This window comes from Streptomyces sp. NPDC058371, from assembly GCF_042723265.1.
Lineage (GTDB): Bacteria > Actinomycetota > Actinomycetes > Streptomycetales > Streptomycetaceae > Streptomyces.
In genome coordinates this window covers 48,439-64,955 of the sequence record NZ_JBHXJC010000023.1, presented here as the reverse complement: position 1 = coordinate 64,955, position 16,517 = coordinate 48,439, and the positions used below count along the sequence as shown (strand labels likewise).

At 68.5% G+C, this 16,517-nt stretch carries 11 protein-coding genes and 1 tRNA gene; 11 read left to right on the top strand and 1 reads right to left on the bottom strand.

The features are described from left to right. The first annotated feature begins 95 nt into the window (after positions 1-95). From dnaA to ACFWM2_RS38625, 9 genes are all read left to right on the top strand, one after another. Positions 96-2,174: a chromosomal replication initiator protein DnaA gene (dnaA, locus tag ACFWM2_RS38665; protein ID WP_383290525.1), complete on the top strand. Its 2,079-nt coding sequence runs from the start codon at positions 96-98 to the stop codon at positions 2,172-2,174. A 1,104-nt stretch (positions 2,175-3,278) separates the two neighbouring features. Next, complete coding sequence (gene dnaN, locus ACFWM2_RS38660; protein WP_383290522.1) at positions 3,279-4,409, top strand: DNA polymerase III subunit beta; 1,131 nt, start codon at positions 3,279-3,281, stop codon at positions 4,407-4,409. 125 nt (positions 4,410-4,534) lie between these two features. Beyond that, positions 4,535-5,410, top strand: coding sequence for a phosphogluconate dehydrogenase (NAD(+)-dependent, decarboxylating) (gene gnd / locus ACFWM2_RS38655; protein WP_383290519.1), 876 nt, complete (start codon positions 4,535-4,537; stop codon positions 5,408-5,410). A 125-nt stretch (positions 5,411-5,535) separates the two neighbouring features. Then, the gene (gene recF / locus ACFWM2_RS38650) at positions 5,536-6,660 is read left to right on the top strand and encodes a DNA replication/repair protein RecF (protein ID WP_383290516.1); all 1,125 of its coding nucleotides are present in this window, start codon (positions 5,536-5,538) and stop codon (positions 6,658-6,660) included. Further along, a complete protein-coding gene (locus ACFWM2_RS38645) occupies positions 6,657-7,232 on the top strand; it encodes a DUF721 domain-containing protein (RefSeq protein WP_383290513.1) in 576 nt (191 codons plus the stop codon). The genes recF and ACFWM2_RS38645 overlap by 4 nt, the downstream gene beginning before the upstream one ends. Positions 7,233-7,539: 307 nt before the next feature. Beyond that, complete coding sequence (gene gyrB / locus ACFWM2_RS38640; RefSeq protein ID WP_383290510.1) at positions 7,540-9,603, top strand: DNA topoisomerase (ATP-hydrolyzing) subunit B; 2,064 nt, start codon at positions 7,540-7,542, stop codon at positions 9,601-9,603. Between the two features lie 42 nt (positions 9,604-9,645). After that, entirely contained in the window at positions 9,646-12,237 is a 2,592-nt protein-coding gene (gene gyrA, locus ACFWM2_RS38635) for a DNA gyrase subunit A (protein ID WP_383290508.1), read from the top strand. A gap of 18 nt (positions 12,238-12,255) precedes the next feature. Further along, positions 12,256-12,975: a DUF3566 domain-containing protein gene (locus ACFWM2_RS38630; RefSeq protein WP_383290505.1), complete on the top strand. Its 720-nt coding sequence runs from the start codon at positions 12,256-12,258 to the stop codon at positions 12,973-12,975. Positions 12,976-13,087: 112 nt separating this feature from the next. After that, positions 13,088-13,164: transfer RNA gene (locus ACFWM2_RS38625), tRNA-Ile, on the top strand. Positions 13,165-13,763: 599 nt separating this feature from the next. On the opposite strand, the gene ACFWM2_RS38620 is transcribed toward ACFWM2_RS38625, so the two are convergent. Continuing rightward, entirely contained in the window at positions 13,764-14,150 is a 387-nt protein-coding gene (locus ACFWM2_RS38620) for a DUF6344 domain-containing protein (RefSeq protein WP_383290502.1), read from the bottom strand. Positions 14,151-14,477: 327 nt separating this feature from the next. On the opposite strand from ACFWM2_RS38620, the gene ACFWM2_RS38615 reads away from it, so the two are divergent. Then, positions 14,478-14,606 (top strand): DLW-39 family protein, encoded by a 129-nt coding sequence (locus tag ACFWM2_RS38615; RefSeq protein ID WP_003999697.1) that lies wholly within the window; start codon positions 14,478-14,480, stop codon positions 14,604-14,606. Between the two features lie 403 nt (positions 14,607-15,009). Further along, positions 15,010-16,431 carry a hypothetical protein gene (locus tag ACFWM2_RS38610; protein WP_383290499.1) on the top strand — a complete coding sequence of 474 codons (1,422 nt, stop codon included), beginning with the start codon at positions 15,010-15,012 and terminating at the stop codon, positions 16,429-16,431. Positions 16,432-16,517 lie beyond the last annotated feature (86 nt).

Here is a 16,517-nt window from a genome sequence, read left to right as displayed (position 1 = left end):
GCCCCATCTGTTTCGTTCCCCCTGCTTCACCCGAGTTACATCCCGACCTGTTCCCAGAACCACACGTTCGTGGGACCCGTGAGAGAGCGTGCCCTGTGGCTGATGTACCTGCCGATCTTGCCGCAGTGTGGCCACGAGTACTGGAACAACTCCTCGGTGAGGGCCGTGGGCAGGGCGTGGAGACCAAGGACGAGCACTGGATCAAGCGCTGCCAGCCGCTGGCCCTGGTCGCGGACACAGCGCTGCTCGCAGTACCGAACGAATTTGCGAAGGGCGTACTGGAGGGCCGGCTCGCGCCGATCGTCAGCGAATCGCTGAGTCGCGAGTGCGGCCGGCCGATCCGCATCGCGATCACCGTCGACGACTCCGCAGGGGAGCCCCAGTCCCCGGCGCCGCCCGCCCAGCCCCGGTACGAGGAGCCCGAGCTCCCCTCCGGTCCGGCCCAGAACCGGGACCCGTATGACGGCCAGGGCCGCGACGAGCGGGACGGACGGGACGGATATGACGGCCAGGACCGTAGCGGCCGTGACGGACGTGACGGGCGTGACGGGCGAGACAGCCGTGGCGGTCGGGACGGCTACGACGGCCAGGGCCGCGACGAGCGGAATCCCTACGACAGTCAGAACCGCGACGGATACGAGCGGTACGGCCGCCATCGCGCGGACGACCACCGGCCGGGCCGAGGCGAACAGCTGCCCGGCGGCCCCGGCGATCACCTGCCGTCCGCCCGCCCCGACCAGCTCCCCAACGCCCGTCCCGCCTACCCGGACTACCAGCGCCCCGAGCCGGGCGCCTGGCCCCGGCCGTCGCAGGACGACTACGGCTGGCAGCAGCAGCGCCTCGGCTTCCCGGACCGCGACCCGTACGCGACGCCGTCACAGGACTACCGTCCGCAGTCGATGGACCGGCCGACCTACGAGCAGCAGCGCCAGGACTACGACCAGGCCCGATCCGACTACGAGCAGCAGCGGTCGGACTACGAGCAGCGCGATGGCCGCCGGGACCACCAGGCCCCTCCGTCCCCGTCCGGCAACGGCCGGGTGCACCGCGGCGGCCCGGTCGGCTCCTCGCTCCCCGCATCGAGCGGCGCACCCGGCCCGCTGGCCGCCCAGCCGGCGCCGGCGGCCGGCCCCGGCGAGCCCACCGCGCGACTGAACCCGAAGTACCTCTTCGACACCTTCGTCATCGGCGCCTCGAACCGCTTCGCGCACGCGGCCGCGGTCGCCGTCGCCGAGGCACCGGCGAAGGCGTACAACCCCCTCTTCATCTACGGGGAGTCCGGGCTCGGCAAGACACACCTGCTGCACGCGATCGGGCACTACGCGCGCAGCCTCTACCCGGGCACACGCGTGCGGTACGTGAGCTCGGAGGAGTTCACCAACGAGTTCATCAACTCCATCCGCGACGGCAAGGGCGACAGCTTTCGCAAGCGGTACCGCGAAATGGACATCCTGCTGGTCGACGACATCCAGTTCCTCGCGGACAAGGAGTCGACACAGGAGGAGTTCTTCCACACCTTCAACACGCTCCACAACGCGAACAAGCAGATCGTGCTCTCCAGTGACCGGCCGCCCAAGCAGCTGGTCACCCTGGAGGACCGGCTGCGGAACCGTTTCGAGTGGGGTCTGATCACGGACGTCCAGCCGCCCGAGCTGGAGACGCGAATCGCCATCCTTCGTAAGAAGGCGGTGCAGGAGCAGCTCAACGCCCCGCCGGAGGTCCTGGAGTTCATCGCGTCCCGTATCTCGCGGAACATCCGCGAGCTGGAGGGCGCGCTGATCCGGGTGACGGCGTTCGCGTCGCTCAACCGGCAGCCGGTGGACCTCGGACTGACCGAGATCGTCCTCAAGGACCTGATCCCCGGCGGCGAGGACTCGTCCCCGGAGATCACCGCACCGGCCATCATGGCGGCCACCGCCGACTACTTCGGCCTCACCGTGGACGACCTGTGCGGCTCCTCGCGCAGCCGTGTCCTGGTCACCGCGCGGCAGATCGCCATGTATCTGTGCCGTGAGCTGACCGACCTGTCGCTGCCGAAGATCGGCGCGCAGTTCGGCGGACGCGACCACACGACCGTCATGCACGCCGACCGCAAGATCCGCGCGCTGATGGCCGAGCGCCGCTCCATCTACAACCAGGTCACAGAACTCACAAACCGCATCAAGAACGGCTGACGACCAAGGCGGTACGCCGCCGAAGGACAGGTCGGTACGGCGCTCGATGACACGTCGGTACGCCGTAGGAGGCGCCCCCGGGACACGCTCCCGAGGGCGCCTTCCGCTGTTCCCGGGCCTCTCCCGGCACGCCCTCCAAGGCGGCCCGCGGCGCCCTCATATACGCGGCCCGCGGCGTCCTCAGACCTGTCCCGAAGCGCCCTCACAGCCGCTCCTGAGCATCCTCGCGTGCGTCTCAAGAGGCTTTCCTGCGCCTCCGGAGGGCCTCCCGCGCCGTTTCGGCGCCGGTTTCGGGCCGTCCCGCCGTGTCCCAGTCGTCATCCAATGTTCGAATGGGGGCCCGGTTACGGCCGTCCTCCACAGATTCGGGCACTTTCTCGCGTCCACACCCTGGGGACCCGGAAGTTGTCCAGATCGTGTCCACAGGGCGCACTGTTGAAAGACCATCAGGCCAGGTCAGGTGCTTGTGGATTGGTGGACGAAGGATCTCCACAGACTGTGGACGAAGAAATGATCCACAGGGTGTGCAAGAAGTTGTCCACCGACGACCCACAGGCCAGGGCCGGTTGTCCCCAGCGATCCCCAGCTTCTCCACACGCCTGTCCACTGTTCGGCAACGCAACGCGCCGAATCACCGTGTCGAGTGAAAGCCGTCACACGAAGGTGCCGGGTTGGCCTGTGGGGAACGTGGGTAAAGCTGGGGACGGCGCTGGGGAGAAGTGCCCCGAAGCTGTGCATCGAGTGTGCAGAACTTTTCCCCGTCCACAGCGGGCCCCGGTTGTCCACCGGTTCCACCCACAGGCCCGGTGGACAAAATTTGCCGTCTGAGCTGGGAAAACGGGGTTATCCACGGTTTCCACAGCCCCTACTACTACTCCCAACTAGAGAGAGCTGGGAATCCGTTTCGAAGTGGGGGCTGTGCACAACTCTCGGTTCGACGCTCTGGTGCCGCTCGGAACGACTTGACCCAGGGGGGCGCCGACTGTCAGCGCGGTGCGTCAGACTGGTCCCCGGTGTCCTTCCCCTCACAGGGATCGACGACACCGAGTCAGACAGCGAAGGCCAGCAGGGCGAGAGCGCCGGCAACAGACGGAGGCGGCAACGGTGAAGATCCGGGTGGAACGCGACGTACTCGCGGAGGCAGTGGCCTGGGCGGCACGCAGCCTCCCGGCCCGTCCGCCGGCGCCTGTCCTCGCCGGCCTCCTGCTGAAGGCCGAGGGCGGCGCGCTGAGCCTGTCGAGCTTCGACTACGAGGTCTCGGCCCGGGTCTCGGTGGACGCCGAGATCGACGAAGAGGGCACGGTGCTCGTGTCCGGCCGCCTCCTCGCCGACATCTGCCGCGCCCTTCCCAACCGACCGGTGGAGATTTCCACAGACGGTGTACGGGCGACCGTGGTCTGCGGCTCCTCGCGGTTCACACTCCACACGCTGCCTGTGGAGGAGTACCCGGCCCTGCCGCAGATGCCGTCGGCGACGGGCACCGTCCCGGGCGAGGTCTTCGCCTCGGCTGCCGCACAGGTGGCCATCGCGGCCGGCCGTGACGACACGCTGCCGGTGCTGACCGGTGTCCGCATCGAGATCGAGGGCGACACGGTCACGCTGGCCTCGACCGACCGCTACCGCTTCGCGGTCCGTGAGTTCCTGTGGAAGCCGGAGAACCCGGAGGCGTCCGCGGTGGCCCTGGTGCCCGCCAAGACGCTCCTGGACACCGCCAAGGCCCTCACGGGCGGCGACAGCGTGATCCTGGCGCTGTCCAGCTCCGGCGCGGGCGAGGGCCTGATCGGTTTCGAGGGTGCCGGACGGCGTACGACCACCCGTCTGCTCGAAGGCGACCTCCCGAAGTACCGCACGCTGTTCCCGACGGAGTTCAACTCCGTGGCCGTGATCGAGACCGCCCCCTTCGTGGAGGCCGTCAAGCGTGTGGCCCTGGTGGCTGAGCGGAACACTCCGGTGCGGCTCAGCTTCGAGCAGGGCGTGCTGATCCTGGAAGCCGGCTCCAGTGACGACGCACAGGCTGTGGAAAGGGTCGACGCCCAGCTGGAGGGCGACGACATCTCGATCGCCTTCAACCCCACGTTCCTGCTCGACGGTCTGAGCGCCATCGACTCCCCGGCGGCCCAGCTCTCCTTCACGACGTCCACGAAGCCCGCGCTGCTCAGCGGCAAGCCGGCGGTGGACGCGGAGGCGGACGAGGCCTACAAGTACCTGATCATGCCGGTCCGCCTCAGCGGCTGACGAAGTCGGCAGGTGGGTGTACGCCTGAGCGCGTATGCCCACAGGTGTGCGTGGACGTCCGGGTTTAGGCTCGGTCGCAGGTACGAAAGTGCCCTCACGCCACGTCGCAACCTAAGGAACAACTGATGGAGCTCGGTCTCGTCGGCCTCGGCAAGATGGGCGGCAACATGCGCGAGCGGATCCGCCGCGCAGGCCACACCGTCCTCGGATACGACCGCAACCCGGACCTCGCCGACGTCCACAGCCTGGAAGAGCTTGTGGGCAAGCTCAAGGGCCCGCGCGTGGTGTGGGTGATGGTCCCGGCGGGTGCCGCGACCCAGTCCACGATCGACGAGCTGGCCGCGCTCCTGGAGCCCGGTGACGTCGTCGTGGACGGCGGCAATTCGCGCTGGACGGACGACGAGAAGCACGCCGTCGAGCTGGGCATCAAGGGCATCGGTTTCGTCGACTGCGGCGTCTCCGGTGGCGTCTGGGGCCTGGAGAACGGCTATGCGCTGATGTACGGCGGTGACGCTCAGAACGTCGCCAAGGTGCAGCCGGTCTTCGACGCGCTGAAGCCGGAGGGCGACTTTGGGTCGGTGCACGCGGGCAAGGTCGGCGCGGGCCACTTCGCGAAGATGGTCCACAACGGCATCGAGTACGCGATGATGCAGGCCTATGCCGAGGGCTGGGAGCTGCTGGAGAAGGTCGACTCCGTCACCGACGTGCGCGAGGTCTTCCGCTCCTGGCAGGAGGGCACGGTCATCCGTTCCTGGCTGCTCGACCTGGCGGTGAACGCCCTCGACGAGGATGAGCACCTGGAGCAGCTCAAGGGGTACGCGGAGGACTCCGGCGAGGGCCGGTGGACGGTGGAGGCAGCCGTCAACCACGCGGTGCCGCTGCCCGCGATCACCGCGGCGCTCTTCGCGCGCTTCGCCTCGCGACAGGACGACTCGCCGCAGATGAAGATGGTCGCGGCGCTGCGCAACCAGTTCGGTGGCCACGCCGTCGAGAAGAACTGATCCACACCCTGGGGGTTTCGCCCCCAGGGCCTCCCCGGTCGTCCACAGCCGGGGACAACCCGAAGACCGGGCGTCCCGGACATCGGGAGCCCGAAGCACACGTTGGGGGAGGTCGGCGAACGACCATGCACGTCACGCATCTGTCGCTGGCCGACTTCCGCTCGTACGCCCGGGTCGAGGTTCCGCTCGACCCGGGCGTCACCGCGTTCGTGGGTCCCAACGGGCAGGGCAAGACGAACCTCGTCGAGGCGGTCGGCTATCTCGCCACCCTCGGCAGCCACCGCGTCTCCTCCGACGCGCCGCTGGTGCGCATGGGCGCCGACCGTGCGATCGTCCGGGCCACCGTGAAGCAGGGCGAGCGCCAGCAGCTCATCGAGCTGGAGCTGAACCCCGGCCGGGCCAACCGCGCCCGCATCAACAGATCGTCGCAGGTCAGGCCACGTGATGTGCTCGGCATCGTGCGGACGGTGCTGTTCGCGCCCGAGGATCTCGCGCTGGTCAAGGGCGACCCGGGTGAGCGGCGCCGCTTCCTCGACGAGCTGATCACCGCCCGCGCCCCGCGCATGGCGGGCGTCCGCTCCGACTACGACCGCGTGCTCAAGCAGCGCAACACCCTCCTCAAATCGGCCGCGCTCGCCCGCCGCCACGGCGGCCGCACCATGGACCTGTCCACGCTCGACGTGTGGGACCAGCACCTCGCGCGCGTGGGCGCCGAGCTGCTCGCTCAGCGGCTCGACCTGGTCGCCGCGATCCAGCCCCTGGCGGACAAGGCGTACGAGCAGCTGGCCCCCGGTGGCGGCCCGGTCGCGCTGGAGTACCGGCCGTCGTCGCCCGAAATCGTCGGCCACGCGCGCGAGGAGCTGTACGAGCAGCTGATGGCGGCGCTCGTGGAAACCCGCAAGCAGGAGATCGAGCGGGGCGTGACCCTGGTGGGCCCCCACCGGGACGAACTGCTTCTCAAGCTCGGCGAGCTCCCCGCGAAGGGGTACGCGTCGCACGGGGAGTCCTGGTCGTACGCGCTGGCGCTGCGTCTGGCCTCGTACGACCTGCTCAGGGCGGAGGGCAATGAGCCGGTGCTGGTCCTGGACGACGTGTTCGCCGAGCTGGACACCCGGCGCCGTGAACGGCTCGCCGAGCTGGTCGCGCCCGGGGAGCAGGTGCTGGTGACCGCCGCGGTGGACGACGATGTGCCGGGCGTCCTGGCCGGTACGCGGTTCACCGTGTCCGACGGCACGGTGGAGCGGGTATGACGGAAAACACACCGGGCGCGTCGGCAGGCGCTGCCGGGGGCGCGTCCGGCGAGGTGCCCAAGAAGATCCCCGAGCCATCAGGGGTGGACCTCGCGCGCGTGGCCCTGCGCGCCGCGAAAGAACAGGCACGCGCGCGTGGGGACGCGGCGCAGCAGAAGAAGCAGGCGCGGCGCGGCGGCGGCCTGCGCTCCGGCGCGCGCGCCGACGGCCGTGACCCGATGGCGCTCGGCGCGGCCATCAACCGGCTGATCACCGAGCGCGGCTGGGAGGCGCCGGCGGCGGTGGGCGGTGTGATGGGCCGCTGGCCGGAGATCGTCGGCGACGACCTGGCCAAGCACTGCGTTCCCCAGAAGTACGACGAGGACGAGCACGTCCTGACGGTGCAGTGCGACTCGACGGCCTGGGCGACCCAGCTGCGGCTGCTGGCCCCGCAGTTGGTGGCGCGGCTGAACGAGGACCTGGGCCACGGCACGGTGCGGTTGATCAAGGTGCTCGGCCCCGGGGGTCCCCCTCGCCGCTTCGGCCCCCTGCGCGCCCCTGGCAGCACCGGTCCCGGCGATACGTACGGGTGACCCGACGCGGTTGCGAACACCGACCTGACTCCGCAGTAGCTGGGGGTTGACACCCGGAAGCGCTGAGTGCCTCTGTGAGCCTCTTGGAGCCCCGTTCCGCATATGGGGAGTCGGGAGAGACCGGTTGAGGGCGGCACATGAGGACTCAGGTACCGGCAAACCCCCATCACTGTCGGCGCTACCGGTAGACTGGGAGCTAATCCCGCCCCGTTCGTGGGGACCGTCGGGAAATGGTGTGCAACGCTGACCAAGGCTTACCAACGCAACACGCCGCAACCGCTCCGGCCACCCGCCGGGAGCTTGGATTGTGCTGTGCCAGAAAGGGCGCTTCGTGGCCGATTCCGGCAACCCCAACGAGAACATCCCGTCTACCGCTGCCGGCAAGAACGGCGAGGTCACAGCCTCGTACGACGCCAGCGCCATCACAGTCCTCGAGGGTCTGGACGCGGTCCGCAAGCGACCCGGTATGTACATCGGCTCGACCGGTGAGCGCGGACTGCACCACCTCGTGTACGAGGTCGTCGACAACTCGGTCGACGAGGCGCTGGCCGGTCACGCGGACACGATCGACGTCACGATCCTCGCCGACGGCGGCGTGCGCGTCGTCGACAACGGCCGCGGCATCCCGGTGGGCATCGTCCCCTCCGAGGGCAAGCCGGCGCTCGAGGTCGTGCTGACCGTGCTGCACGCGGGCGGCAAGTTCGGCGGCGGCGGCTACGCGGTCTCCGGTGGTCTGCACGGCGTGGGCGTCTCCGTCGTGAACGCCCTGTCCTCACGGGTGGCCGTCGAGGTCAGGACCGAGGGCCACCGCTGGACGCAGGACTACAAGCTGGGCGTCCCGACGGCCCCGCTGGCCAAGCACGAGGCGACCGACGTGACCGGTACCTCGGTCACCTTCTGGGCCGACGGCGACATCTTCGAGACCACCGACTACTCCTTCGAGACGCTCTCGCGGCGCTTCCAGGAGATGGCGTTCCTCAACAAGGGTTTGACGATCAAACTCACTGATGAGCGCGAGTCGGCCAAGGCCACGGCGGGCGCCGACGAGGCCGGGGCGGACGAAAAGGCCGAGGTCAAGACCGTCACGTACCACTACGAAGGCGGCATCGTCGACTTCGTGAAGTACCTCAACTCCCGCAAGGGCGAAGTGGTTCACCCGACGGTGATCGACATCGAGGCCGAGGACAAGGAGCGCATGCTCTCCCTCGAGGTCGCGATGCAGTGGAACGGCGGCTACAGCGAGGGTGTGTACTCCTTCGCCAACACCATCCACACCCACGAGGGCGGCACGCACGAAGAGGGCTTCCGCGCGGCGCTCACCGGTCTCATCAACCGGTACGCGCGCGACAAGAAGCTGCTGCGCGAGAAGGACGACAACCTCACCGGTGACGACATCCGCGAGGGTCTGACCGCGATCATCTCCGTCAAGCTCGGCGAGCCGCAGTTCGAGGGCCAGACGAAGACCAAGCTGGGCAACACGGAAGCGAAGACCTTCGTACAGAAGGTCGTGCACGAGCACCTCACGGACTGGCTGGACCGCAATCCGAACGAGGCCTCGGACATCATCCGCAAGTCCATCCAGGCGGCCACCGCGCGCGTGGCGGCCCGCAAGGCGCGTGACCTCACCCGCCGCAAGGGCCTGCTGGAGTCGGCGTCGCTGCCGGGCAAGCTGTCCGACTGCCAGTCGAACGACCCCACCAAGTGCGAGATCTTCATCGTCGAGGGTGACTCCGCCGGCGGCTCGGCCAAGTCCGGCCGCAACCCGCAGTACCAGGCGATCCTCCCGATCCGGGGCAAGATCCTCAACGTCGAGAAGGCGCGGATCGACAAGATCCTGCAGAACCAGGAGATCCAGGCGCTGATCTCGGCCTTCGGCACCGGAGTCCACGAGGACTTCGACATCGCGAAGCTCCGCTATCACAAGATCATTCTGATGGCGGACGCCGACGTCGACGGCCAGCACATCAACACCCTGCTGCTGACCTTCCTGTTCCGCTTCATGCGGCCGCTGGTCGAGGCCGGCCACGTGTTCCTCTCCCGTCCGCCGCTCTACAAGATCAAGTGGGGCCGGGACGACTTCGAGTACGCGTACTCGGACCGCGAGCGGGACGCGCTGATCGAGCTCGGCCGTCAGAACGGCAAGCGCATCCGCGACGACTCCGTCCAGCGCTTCAAGGGTCTCGGCGAGATGAACGCCGAGGAACTGCGCATCACGACCATGGACCAGGAGCACCGCGTCCTCGGCCAGGTCACCCTCGACGACGCCGCCCAGGCCGACGACCTGTTCTCGGTCCTCATGGGCGAGGACGTCGAGGCGCGCCGCGCGTTCATCCAGCGCAATGCCAAGGACGTCCGCTTCCTCGACATCTGAGTCGGTCTCAGCTGACCGCACCAGAAAGGATCTTCGCCAGCAATGACCGACGAGAACACTCCCAGTACGCCTGAAGAGGGCGCCATCGCCCAGCGCGTCGAGCCCGTCGGGCTCGAGACGGAGATGCAGCGCTCGTATCTCGACTACGCGATGTCCGTCATCGTGTCGCGTGCTCTGCCCGACGTCCGGGACGGCCTCAAGCCCGTCCACCGCCGCGTCCTGTACGCCATGTACGACGGTGGCTACCGGCCCGAGAAGGGCTTCTACAAGTGCGCCCGTGTCGTCGGCGACGTCATGGGCAACTACCACCCGCACGGTGACTCCTCGATCTACGACGCGCTGGTCCGCCTCGCACAGCCGTGGTCGATGCGGATGCCGCTGGTGGACTCCAACGGCAACTTCGGTTCCCCGGGCAACGACCCGGCCGCCGCCATGCGGTACACCGAGTGCAAGCTGATGCCGCAGTCCATGGAGATGGTCCGCGACATCGACGAGGAGACCGTCGACTTCACGGACAACTACGACGGCCGCTCCCAGGAGCCCACCGTCCTGCCGGCCCGCTTCCCGAACCTGCTGATCAACGGCTCCGCCGGTATCGCGGTCGGTATGGCCACCAACATCCCGCCGCACAACCTGCGCGAGGTCGCGGCCGGTGCCCAGTGGTACCTGGAGAACCCGGAGGCCTCCCACGAGGAGCTCCTGGACGCGCTGATCGAGCGCATCAAGGGCCCCGATTTCCCGAGCGGCGCCCTCGTAGTGGGCCGCAAGGGCATCGAAGAGGCCTACCGCACGGGTCGTGGCTCCATCACGATGCGCGCGGTCATCGAGGTCGAGGAGATCCAGAACCGCCAGTGCCTGGTGGTCACCGAACTCCCCTACCAGGTCAACCCGGACAACCTCGCGCAGAAGATCGCCGATCTCGTGAAGGACGGCAAGGTCGGAGGCATCGCCGACGTCCGCGACGAGACGTCGTCCCGTACGGGCCAGCGTCTGGTCATCGTCCTGAAGCGCGACGCGGTCGCCAAGGTCGTACTGAACAACCTCTACAAGCACACCGATCTGCAGTCGAACTTCAGCGCCAACATGCTGGCGCTGGTCGACGGCGTCCCGCGCACGCTGTCGCTCGACGCGTTCATCCGCCACTGGGTGACGCACCAGATCGAGGTCATCGTCCGCCGTACGAGGTTCCGGCTGCGCAAGGCCGAGGAGCGCGCGCACATCCTGCGTGGCCTCCTGAAGGCCCTGGACGCCATCGACGAGGTCATCGCGCTGATCCGGCGCAGCGACACCGTCGACATCGCGCGTGAGGGCCTGATGGGCCTCCTGGAGATCGACGAGATCCAGGCGAACGCCATCCTCGAGATGCAGCTGCGCCGACTGGCCGCTCTCGAGCGCCAGAAGATCGTCCAGGAGCACGACGAACTCCAGGCGAAGATCACCGAGTACAACGCGATCCTCGCCTCGCCGGTGCGGCAGCGGCAGATCATCAGCGAGGAACTCACCGCGATCGTCGACAAGTTCGGTGACGACCGCCGGTCCAAGCTGATTCCTTTCGACGGCGACATGTCGATGGAGGACCTGATCGCCGAAGAGGACATCGTCGTCACCATCACGCGCGGCGGCTACATCAAGCGGACCAAGACCGAGGACTACCGCTCGCAGAAGCGCGGCGGCAAGGGCGTCCGCGGCACGAAGCTGAAGCAGGACGACATCGTCGACCACTTCTTCGTGTCGACGACCCACCACTGGCTGCTGTTCTTCACCAACAAGGGCCGCGTCTACCGCGCCAAGGCGTACGAACTCCCGGATGCTGGCCGGGACGCGCGGGGTCAGCACGTCGCGAACCTGCTGGCCTTCCAGCCGGACGAGGCGATCGCCGAGATCCTCGCGGTCCGCGACTACAACGCCGCGCCCTACCTGGTCCTCGCCACCAAGGGCGGGCTGGTCAAGAAGACATCTCTGAAGGACTACGATTCCCCGCGCGCCGGCGGCGTCATCGCGATCAATCTCCGGGAGACGGAGAGCGGATCCGACGACGAACTGATCGGAGCCGAGCTGGTTTCGGCAGAAGACGATCTGCTGCTGATCAGCAAGAAGGCCCAGTCGATCAGGTTCACGGCCACGGATGACGCGCTGCGTCCGATGGGCCGTGCCACCTCGGGCGTCAAGGGAATGAGTTTCCGCGAGGGCGACGAGCTGCTCTCGATGAATGTTGTTCGACCCGGTACGTTCGTGTTCACTGCTACGGACGGTGGGTACGCAAAGCGAACTGCCGTCGACGAGTACCGCGTCCAGGGTCGCGGTGGCCTCGGCATCAAGGCCGCCAAGATCGTCGAGGACCGCGGATCGCTCGTCGGCGCGCTGGTGGTCGAGGAGACCGACGAGATTCTCGCCATCACGCTGTCCGGCGGTGTGATTCGTACGCGAGTCAACGAGGTCAGGGAGACGGGCCGTGACACCATGGGCGTCCAACTGATCAACCTGGGCAAGCGCGATGCCGTGGTCGGTATCGCTCGTAACGCCGAGGCCGGTCGTGAGGCGGAGGAAGTCGAAGGCGTGATCGCCGATGACGAGACCGCCGAGGACATCGAGGTCGTCGGTACGGAAGAGGGCGAGCAGTCCTCGGCCGAGTAGCGCGAGGAGTGAGTCATCGTGAGCGGAGCCACGGGCGCCGGATCGACCGGTACGGAAACGGACGGCGGCCGTGGCACCGCCACGGAGACGGCTGACTCCCATGACTCTCATGGATCCCAGGGGGGAACTGTGACGGACACCCGAGGTCCGCAGGCCCAGCAGTACGCGGCCGGTTCGGGCCCGGCGGCTCCGGGCGGGCCGGCCGCGGCGGCAGCTCCGGCCGCTCCGCAGGCCGGCTCCGCGCTGCCGGGCGAACGGCAGCCGCAGCAGCCCGCCGGGCCGTATCACCCGCCGCAGGCCTACCAGCCGGCCCCCGCGCCGGCCGCTGCCGTACGGCGTCCGCGGACCGGCGCGCGCACCACGCCCCGCACCCGTAAGGCGCGCCTGCGGGTGGCCAAGGCCGACCCGTGGTCGGTGATGAAGGTCAGCTTCCTGCTCTCCATCGCCCTCGGCGTCTGCACGATCGTGGCGTCCGCGGTGCTGTGGATGGTCATGGACGCGATGGGCGTCTTCTCGACCGTCGGCGGCACGATCTCCGAGGCCACCGGCTCGAACGAGTCCAACGGCTTCGACCTGCAGTCGTTCCTGTCGCTGCCCCATGTCCTGATGTTCACGACCATCATCGCGGTCATCGATGTCGTCCTCGCCACGGCGCTGGCGACGCTCGGCGCGTTCATCTACAACCTCTCCGCGGGCTTCGTCGGCGGCGTCGAGCTGACCCTCGCCGAGGACGAGTAACAGCAGGTCCTCGGGGCCGCTCCCGGAGCCCGGGATACCGATTTTGGGACTGGCCGCGTCGTGCGCTAATCTTCAGAGGTCAGCGCGCGGGACATACACCGCAGAGCGCGGCGGGGCTATAGCTCAGTTGGTTAGAGCGCATCCCTGATAAGGATGAGGCCACAGGTTCAAATCCTGTTAGCCCCACCAGTGCAAAGACCCCCAGTCGATATCGGCTGGGGGTCTTTGACATCTATTGCCGACATCAGCCGATGAGTGGATCTTCCAGCGACTCGGCGAGTGGAAGCCATGAGTCGTCACGGCATTGAACGGCCCGTGGTCAAGACAATGCCTCCGGTGGGGGACAGCCGGCACTGGGATGAGAGTGGTCAGCCTTGGCCGGGTGCAGGCCGGAAGCGAGTTCCGCTGGAGGCCTCGCCGGTCGTGGACACGGCTGCGTGAACTCCCGGCAGATCTGAACTATGTCTGCGCACGCGAGGCGACCATCCGCGAAGTGTGGCGGCTCCCGACAGGCGCGCTGGTGATCGAGTGCGAATCGTCTGCGGGCCCTGTGCGACTGTGGGCCCGCCGTGCACATGTACCGCACGTCGTGAGGATGATCCGGCGCACGGGTACCCCGAACTTGTCGACGCCATAGCCGGGTACGGCAATGCAGAAAGGCCCGGCAACTCGTCCGAGTTGCCGGGCCATCGCCCTGTGTGGCTTTGTACGCAAGTTCGCCGCTACGTCAGGGGGTGCCGGGGGGTGCTACCGCGCGCTCGTACGGGAGAGGCGGTGCGGTCGGGCGGTCAGCGGTGAAGGGGCTCGACAGCCTCAGTCGCTGCCTCTGCCGCTGCGTCCGGGCCTGTCTCCACGTCGATCTCGGTCGCGTCCGCGTCCGTGCCGTCGTCCGTGTCGTCGTCGTCCGTCGTCGGGCGGTGGCGGCAGCTCGGTGAGGAACCGTGGGCCTCGGCGCGGATGCGTTGCTTCATGGTGGGGGGCAGGGCCCGGCTGTTGGACGAGGCCCAGGGGGCCAGCGCCGTCGGCGCCGTCGAGTGGGCGCCGGTGTTGCGCGCCGACGAGGCCTGCGGTACCGCCGCGGCCGCGGTGGTCGTGATGAGTCCCAGCGCCGTGCACAGCGCGAGGAGCGCGGTGACGACGGTGCTCCACAGCTTCATGACCTTGTTCTGGGCCACGGCCCCTCACTTTCGGGTTGGGCGATTTGCGTACTTTCCTCATGATGTGTATGGAGGCCGCGAAGTGGGGGACCGACGCCCGTGGCGCGTCGATGTTCAGATGAACACCACCCGGATGGGTGCAAGAGGCCTGAAAAGACAGGAAGAGCGGCGAAAAGTCGCGTTGTGCGATGAGTGGTAACCCTCTGAACGTGGCGTCGCCCTCCCGCCCTACTGGGGTGTTCCGGGCGGGAGTTGGGGGCCGACGCAGGTCACCGATCGGTATCGGTCGGTGTGTATAGTCGGGCGCCAGAGGTCCCCTACGTCAAGGAAAGACGAGGTAGCGCGGTGAAGAAGCTTCTCCTGGTCGCACTGGCCGCCATCGGCGGGCTCCTCGTGTACCGCCAGATCCAGGCGGATCGCGCCGAGCAGGATCTGTGGACGGAGGCGACTGACTCCGTCCCCACGGGTTCGTGAGGATCGACAACAGTCGAGACATCAGTCTCAGAGCAGACCCCGGCCGCCCTCGCGGTCGGGGTTTTGTGTTGCCTGCGGGGCATCCAAGGGCCTGTCCGCGTGCCCGTCGACGGGCCGGTTCGCGCTAGCAAGCGAATCACTTGCACGGGCAAAGTCGGGAGTTCCGACGCCCCAGCACTCAGCCGGTGAGATCCGGGAGCGCCGGCCCAGGGGGCGTGAGGGGCGCGTTTCGGCCGCGCGTACCCGGAGCGTGGTGGTGCGGAGGCGGCCGGGGCAGGATGGGCCACGAATCCGGGGCTGCGACGAGGGGTGGCGCGTGATGGGGCGGCGCACGGTGAAGTGGCGCGCGGTGTCGCGACGCGGTGGCCAGGCACCGGCACCAGCATCGGCGGCGGTGCTCGCGATGGTGACGGTAGCCGCGGCACTGTGCACGACGACGGCTGCGGTGAGCACGGCAGCGGCCGCTCCCAAGAGTGGGCCAGGCAGCCGGGCGGGTGCGGCAGCCCCTCTCCGGGGCACATCCCTCGTCAAGCGGTCCCGGGCGAGCAGCACGCCGGATCCGTACACCTTCGCCAAGGACGCCAAGACGGTCGAAGGCGCCGACGGCACCACGGGCGCCGTACGCCTGGAGCCCGGTGGGACGTACCGCAGCTCCATCAAGAAGGACGGCAAGCTCTACTACCGCCTCGAACTCGACGCCACCTCCAGCGCGTACGTCTCCGCCACGGCCGTCCCCAGGCTGGGGACGACGGTCTCGTCCGCGGACGGCGTCAAGGTGACCGTGCAGGACGCCGACGGCTCCACCTGCTCCTCCGAGTCCGCGCATCTCGGGCCCACGCAGAGCCCGCACCCCGTCACCGCCTGGGCGGCCCGCGAGATCGGAAGCCGCAGCAAATACGCATGCCAGGAAGCAGGCACGTACTACGCGGTCGTCGAGCGCAGCGGGCCGCCCGGTTCCGCTTCGGACGACTGGGACCTGGAGCTCGACTACGCGTCGGAGCCCCACCTGCGGGACGCCGGTTCGACTGCTGCGCCCGAGAGCTGGAACTCCGCGCCGCCCGAAGCCCTTCCGGGCGATGCCGGCCGCCGCACGGGCGGCATGGGCTTCAGCACCGCCGTCGCCCTGCGGCAGGGCGTCTGGCAGACGGGGATCCGGGCCGGTCAGACACTCTTCTACAGAGTGCCCGTCGACTGGGGCCAGCAGCTCTACGCGACCGCCGAACTCGGCAGTTCACCGGGCGGCGACGGCTATGTGGGCACCGCCCTGTCCATGTCCCTCTACAACCCGGTACGCGCCCACGTCGACGACGTGGGCTGTGGATACGACGGCACGCAGCGGTCGGCCACACTGCGGCCCCTGCCTCCCGTCCAGTACGACAATCGCTACGCGATCAATGACCGGCTGAGCGCGATGCGGTTCGCCGGCTCCTACTACCTCGTGGTGCACCTCGGCGCCCAGGTCGCCGAGAAGTTCGGCGACGGACCGCTCGGGATGACGCTGCGCGTGCGTGTGAACGGGACTGCGGTGGCCGGTCCGGCGTACGCGGGGCAGTCGGAACCCCGGGGCGCCTTCGACGTCAGCGCGCAGGACCGGGCAGAGGCGGACGCCGGTACGGCCGGCAGCGGGCGCGACGGCAACGGCGATGGCGATGGCGATGGCGGTGACAGTCGTGCGGACGGGTCGGGTGGCGGGGGCCGGACGATGAAGCTGGTGGCCGCGGCCGGGATCGGTTCGGGATGCGTGCTGGTGCTGACGCTCGCCCTGTGGAGGACCGTCGCCCGCCGCCGTGCGTCCGGTGGGTGGGGGGAGCGGACGGGAGCCTGAGGCGGCTGCCTCTGCACCTGGCGCCTTGCTCCTCAGCGCCTTGCTCCTCGCTCCTGGTTGCTTGGCTTTGGGCTCCTCAGCCCGGG